Origin of the sequence: uncultured Aquincola sp., assembly GCF_964001545.1 — a bacterium.
Classification (GTDB): Bacteria; Pseudomonadota; Gammaproteobacteria; order Burkholderiales; family Burkholderiaceae_C; genus Aquincola.
Genome location: NZ_CAXFDV010000615.1, coordinates 1 through 5,938 on the forward strand (window position 1 = coordinate 1; position 5,938 = coordinate 5,938).

A 5,938-nucleotide genomic window follows, 5' to 3' on the forward strand; every position below is an offset into this window, starting at 1 on the left:
GCACCCAGAATGCCGCGCGTCTCGTCCGTCAGCGGCAGCAGGTTCACCACCACCTCGGCCTCGGCCAGCAGCGGTGCCAGCGGCACCCCACGACGCCAGCCGCTCACCGGGTAGCCCAGCGCCTGCAGCCGCGCCGCCGCGGTGCGGCCCATCTCGCCCTGGCCCAGCACCAGCACCTTCACCTCATCGGCGCGGCGTTGCGGCAGGGCGTGCCACAGGCCGGCCTGCTGCTGGCGGGCGTAGTCGTAGAAACGGCGGTGCAGGCTCAGCACCGCCCACACCGCGGTCTCGGCCATCGCGGCATTCATCGCCGGATCGACCATGCGGGCGATGGGCACGCCGGTGGGCAAGCTGTCGTCGCGCATCAGGCGGTCGACGCCCGCCCACAAGCTCTGGATGAAACGCAGCCGCGGCAGGCCTTGCAGCCGGCCGGGCGGCGGGTTGGCCACCACGGCCACCTCGATCTCGTCGGCGGGGTAGGCCTCGTCGTCGCGCCACCAGCGCGCCTCGGGCATCGCGGCCTGCAGGTGGGCCAGCCAGTCGTCGCGGTCGGCGGCGCTGAAGCTGCCGGTCAGCAGCACCTGCAGCGGCGCGGTGGGGGTGGCGCTCATGCGGCCGCCGACTGCAGCAGCCGCTGCAGCGCCTGTACCACCGTCTGCGCGCGCACCGCGCGGCGGTCGCCGCCCAGCTGCAGCAGCTCGGGCCGCGCCGCCTCGCCGCGCCGCGCGATGGCCAGCCACACCGTGCCCACCGGCTTGCCCGGCACCGCGCCGCCCGGCCCGGCGATGCCGGTGACGGCGACGGCCAGGTCGGCCCGCGCATGGGCCAGCGCGCCCTCGGCCATCGCCGCCGCCACCTCGCGGCTGACGGCGCCATGGGCGGCGATGAGGGCGGCGGGCACGCCCAGCAGCTCGGTCTTGGCCTCGTTGCTGTAGGTGACGAAGCCGCGCTCGAACCAGTCGCTGGAGCCGGCCACCGCGGTGCAGGCCGCGGCGATCAGCCCGCCGGTGCAGCTTTCGGCGCTGGCCATGCGCAGGCCGCGCGCGCGCAGCGCTTCGGCCAGTTGCAGCACCTGGGGTTCGACGTCGCTCACATCCATGACACCACCGCCTTCCACAGCGCGATCACCAGCAGCGCGCACAGCGCCGCCACCAGGTCGTCGATCATGATGCCGAAGCCGGCACGCCAGCCGGGCAGCGCGCCGGCCGGCGACTTGAAGCGCCGGTCGGCCCAACGCACCGGGCCGGGCTTGACCATGTCGAAGAAGCGGAACAGCACGAAGGCCACCGCCTGGCCCGGCAAGCCCGCCGGCATGATGAGCCACAGCATGATCCAGAAGGCCACCACCTCGTCCCAGACGATGGCGCCGGGGTCGGCGGTGCGCAGCTCGCGCGCGGTGCGGGTGCAGGCCCACCAGCCCACCAGCAGGCCGGCGCCGATCACCCCTGCCCACTGCGCCTCGGTGAGCCACAGGTTCAGCACCAGGAAGGCCAGCCAAGCCCACAAGGTGCCCACGGTGCCGGGCGCCAGCGGCGACAGGCCGCTGCCGAAGCCGAGCGCGATCCAGGCATGCGGCCGCGGCAGCATGAAGCGGGCGGTGGCGCGCTGCGGCGCGGCGGGGGCGGTGTCGGTCATGTCTTGAAGTGGTCGAACGAAGCCAGCCCGTGGTCCACCGGGCGGCCGGCGGCGTCCACCACGCGCAGGCCAGGCCCGGCCTGGATGTGGCCGACGCAGGTGACGGCAACGCCCGCAGCGCGGCCCGCCGCCTGCACCGCGGCCGCAGCAGCGGCGGGGGCGGTGAACACCAGCTCGTAGTCGTCGCCGCCGGCCAGCGTGCATTGGCGCTGCACCGCCAGCGGCTGCGCGGCCAGCACCGCGCTGCGGGGCAGCGCATCGGCATCGAGCTGCGCGCCCACGCCCGAGCGCTTCAGGATGTGGCCCAGGTCGCCCAGCAGGCCGTCGCTGATGTCGGCCGCCGCGCTGGCCACGCCCTGCAGTGCCTGGCCCAGCGCCACGCGCGGCGTGGGCTGCTCCATGGCCTGGCGCACCTGCTCGAAGGCGTCGCCCGCCAGCGGCAGCGTGCCACGAAAGACTTCCAGCGCCAGCCGCGCATCGCCCAGCGTGCCGCTGATCCACAGCTGGTCGCCGGGCCGCGCGCCTGAGCGCAGCAGCGCCCGGCCCGGCGGCACTTCGCCGAACACGGTGATGCTGATGTTGAGCGGGCCAGCTGTGGTGTCGCCGCCCACCAGCTCGATGCCATGCGCATCGGCCAGCGCGAACAGGCCGCGCGAGAAGCCGGCCAGGAAGGCTTCGTCCACCCGCGGCAGCGCCAGCGACAAGGTAAAGGCCAGCGGCCGCGCGCCACAGGCCGCCAGGTCGGACAGGTTGACCGCCAGCGACTTGTGGCCCAGCCGCTCGGGTGCCACGGTGCTGAGGAAGTGGCGGCCCTCCACCAGCATGTCGGTGGAGATGGCCAGCTGCATGCCGGGCGTGGGCGCCACCAGCGCGCAGTCGTCGCCGATGCCCAGCACCGCGCGGCCGCCGGGGCGGTCGAAGTAGTGGTGGATGAGGTCGAACTCGCCGAGCGCCATGCCGGTCACCGCGCGGCCGGCGGCGCGGCGGGCGGCACCGGCGCCGCTTCGATGGCAGCGTCGCGCAGCAGGTTGGCCAGCTCGACGGCGGACTTCACTTCCATCTTCTCGAACACGCGGGCGCGGTGCACTTCCACCGTGCGCACGCTGATGTTCAGCGCATCGGCGATCAGCTTGTTGGGCCGGCCTTCGATCACCAGCCGCATCACCTCGCGCTCGCGCTCGGTGAGTTCGGCCAGCGCCTTGCGCAGCCCGTCGTGGCTGCGGCGGCGCTCGATGGCGGCGGCGCTGATCTCCAGCGCCTTGACGATGCGGTCGACCAGCGCGTTGTCGGAGAACGGCTTTTCGACGAAGTCGAAGGCGCCTTGCTTGACCGCCGCCACCGCGGTGGGCACGTCGCCGTGGCCGGTGAGAAAGACCACCGGCAGCGCGTCCAGCCGGCCCAGCTCGGTCAGCCGCTCGAACAGTGCCAGGCCGCTTTCGCCGGGCATGCGCACGTCCAGCAACAGGCACGAGGGCGCGGTGGGCCAGGCGCCGCCGTGCTGGCGCCATTGGGCGTCCAGAAAGGCGTCGAAGGCTTCGGCGCTGGCAAAGCCCTCGGACAGCAGCCGGCGCGAGCGCAGCAGCCAGGCCAGGGCGTCGCGCACCACGTCCTCGTCGTCGACGAGGTAGACCATCGGCAGGCCGAGCGAAGCAGGCAGGGTGAGCATGGGGTCGGGCAACACGTTGGCCGCGATGCTACCCCGGCGCTTCGGCCCCGGCGGTGCTAGCGTCGCTGCGCTGGCGCGCCGGGTCGGTGGCCGGCAGCGTGAACAGGAACTCGGTGCCGCGCTGCGGCCGGCCCTGGCCGTCGGTGCAGGCATGGAAGTCCAGTGCGCCGCCGTGCTGCTCGATCACCGTGCGGCACAGGCTCAGCCCCAGGCCCATGCCTTCGCTGCGGGTGGTGAAAAACGGTGTGAACAGGCGCGCCGCCACCTCGGGCGCGATGCCGGGGCCGGCGTCGATCACGCTGAAGCTCACCCAGCGGCCCTCGGCCTGGCGCACGCGCAGGGTGAGCACCCGCTCGGCCAGCGGCGTGCTGCTTTCCATCGCCTGGATGCCGTTGCGGGTGAGGTTGAGCAGCACCTGCTCGACCATCGTGCGGTCGGCCAGCACACGCGGCGGCGGCGTGGGAATGTCCAGCTCGATGCGGGTGCCGCTCTTGCGCGCCTGCAGCCGCACCAGCGGCATCACCGCGTCGATCAGCTGCGAGGCCGAGATCGCCTCGCGCGCCTGTTCGCGGCGGCGCACGAAGTCGTGCACGCTCTTGATCACGCGGCCGGCGCGCTCGGCCTGCTCGGCGATGCGCGTCAGGCCCTGCTTGAGCATGCCCAGGGTCTGGCCGTCGGGCTCCTGCAGCAGGTTGAGCGAACCGGTGGCGTAGCTGGCGATGGCAGCCAGCGGCTGGTTGAGCTCATGGCTGAGCAGCGAGGCCATCTCGCCCACGGTGGCCAGGCGGGCGGTGGCCTGCAGCCGGTCCTGCTGCTGGCGCGAGAGTTCTTCCACCCGGCGCTGGGCGCTCATGTCCAGCACCGCGCTCATCCAGCCCTTTTGCTTGCCGACGTTGTCCACCAGCGGGGCCTCGTAGATCATCACCGGGAAGCGCTCGCCGCTCTTGCGCATGAACTCGGTCTCGAAGCCCTGCTGGATGTCGCCGCGGTCGCGCACCGAACCCAGCCGCGCACGCTGGCGCACGCTGTACTCGTCCACGCGGTCGGTGGGCCAGTAGGCGGGCGGGTTGGTGTTCATCAACTCATCGGCGCCAAAGCCCACCATCGTGCAGAAGGCCGGGTTCACGTAGGTGATGCGGCCTTCCATGTCGCGCGCGCGCAGGCCGGTGATGAGCGAGTCCTCCATCGCCTTGCGGAAGGCCAGTGCCTCGGCCAGCGCCGCTTCGGCCCGCGCGCGCTTGCGCACGTCGCGCAACAGCAGCAGCACCACCGCGAACAAGGCCAGCGACAGGCCCAGCACCAGCGCGGTCGCCAGGTTGGGAATGACGCGCGGGCTGCCTTCGGCGCTGTCGATGCGCAGCACCAGCGAGCTGCCGGGCAGGTCCAGCACCCGCTGCGCCTGGTACACGCCGGCGCCGCGCGGCACGCCGGCACGGGCCAGCCGAGTGCCGTCGCCTTCCACGAAGGACACCTCGTAGGCGCGCGACTGTTCGGGCGTCAACGCCTCGTCCAGCAGCGCACCCAAGGCCAGCGTGGTCACCAGGTAGTGCGGCGTGCGGGAGGGGTTGGCGATGGGGATGCACAGGTCCACCACTTCCAGCCCGGTGCCGCCCATCTGCGGCACGAAGTACGTGCGAGAGAACATCGGCGTGCCGGCGCGCCGGGCGGCATTGCAGGCCAGCTCGGCCTCGATGCCCATCGACAGCCGCGGCAGCTGCGTGAAGATGGGCGTGCGGTAGGGCGAATCCACCGCGTCGTCGATCTCAAAGCCGCTGTTGCGCCGCTCGATGCGCAGCAGGTCGTGGCGGGCGCGCAGCAGCTCGCCGGCATCGGCCCGCCAGCGCTCGGGCGAAGGTTCGTGCCACACCAGGGCCTGCAGGCTTTGCACGCTGCGCTGCACATCGCGACGCAGCTCGGCCACCACCTGGCCGGCCAGTTCTTCCACCCGTTCCTGGGCGCGCACGCTTTCGTAGTTGAGCGTGAGCAGCACCAGCAGCGTCTGCGCCACCAGCAGCAGCGCCACCAGCGTGGCCCACAGCAGCGCCCGCCGAACGCGGCGCGGCGGCCGCCTCAGCAAGAGCGGAAAGCTGCTGGTGGTCATCACGGATCAGTATGGTTCAACGCCTGTGCAAAAGTGCTACGCAGTTTTGCGCATCAATGAGATGCGTCGCCAGCGCGACACTCGGCGCCCCGGTGGGGGCAAAATCGCTGCCCCTTTTGCCGCAACCACGGACTACAAAGCCATGCCCAGCCAGGAAGAGAAACGCGCCGAACTTCGCCGTGCAGCACTCGAGTACCACGAGTTCCCCACGCCCGGGAAGATCGCCGTCGTTCCCACCAAGCAACTGGTGAACCAGCACGACCTGGCGCTGGCCTACTCGCCCGGCGTGGCCGCCGCGTGTGAAGAGATCGTCGCCGACCCGGCCAATGCCTTCCGCTACACCTCGCGCGGCAACCTGGTGGCCGTGGTCACCAACGGCACCGCGGTGCTGGGCCTGGGCAACATCGGCCCGCTGGCCGCCAAGCCGGTGATGGAAGGCAAGGGTGTGCTGTTCAAGAAGTTCGCCGGCATCGACGTCTTCGACATCGAGCTGAGCTGCGACAGCCTGGACAAGCTGGTGGATGCCATCGCGGCGC

6 protein-coding genes and 1 pseudogene are annotated in these 5,938 nt (G+C 72.1%); 1 reads left to right on the top strand and 6 read right to left on the bottom strand.

Going from position 1 to position 5,938, the window contains the following annotated elements; translation table 11 throughout:
* From ABNT58_RS21410 to ABNT58_RS21435, 6 genes are all read right to left on the bottom strand, one after another.
* On the bottom strand, nucleotides 1–611 hold a 611-nt coding region (locus tag ABNT58_RS21410), incomplete at its 3' end, for an NAD(P)-dependent oxidoreductase (RefSeq protein ID WP_348755434.1).
* Nucleotides 608–1,099 (bottom strand): CinA family protein, encoded by a 492-nt coding sequence (locus tag ABNT58_RS21415; protein ID WP_348755435.1) that lies wholly within the window; start codon nucleotides 1,097–1,099, stop codon nucleotides 608–610. The genes ABNT58_RS21415 and ABNT58_RS21410, both read right to left, overlap by 4 nt.
* Nucleotides 1,090–1,635 (bottom strand): phosphatidylglycerophosphatase A, encoded by a 546-nt coding sequence (locus ABNT58_RS21420; RefSeq protein ID WP_348755436.1) that lies wholly within the window; start codon nucleotides 1,633–1,635, stop codon nucleotides 1,090–1,092. Before ABNT58_RS21420 ends, ABNT58_RS21415 begins: the two co-directional genes overlap by 10 nt.
* Nucleotides 1,632–2,591, bottom strand: a complete 960-nt coding sequence (thiL, locus tag ABNT58_RS21425) for a thiamine-phosphate kinase (protein ID WP_348755437.1) — start codon at nucleotides 2,589–2,591, stop codon at nucleotides 1,632–1,634. The genes ABNT58_RS21420 and thiL overlap by 4 nt, the downstream gene beginning before the upstream one ends.
* Nucleotides 2,592–2,596: 5 nt before the next feature.
* Nucleotides 2,597–3,301: a response regulator gene (locus tag ABNT58_RS21430; protein WP_348755438.1), complete on the bottom strand. Its 705-nt coding sequence runs from the start codon at nucleotides 3,299–3,301 to the stop codon at nucleotides 2,597–2,599.
* A 28-nt stretch (nucleotides 3,302–3,329) separates the two neighbouring features.
* A complete protein-coding gene (locus tag ABNT58_RS21435; protein WP_348755439.1) occupies nucleotides 3,330–5,402 on the bottom strand; it encodes an ATP-binding protein in 2,073 nt (690 codons plus the stop codon).
* 142 nt (nucleotides 5,403–5,544) lie between these two features.
* Here ABNT58_RS21435 and ABNT58_RS21440 point away from each other — a divergent pair.
* Nucleotides 5,545–5,938, top strand: a pseudogene (locus tag ABNT58_RS21440) (NADP-dependent malic enzyme); the annotation flags it as partial.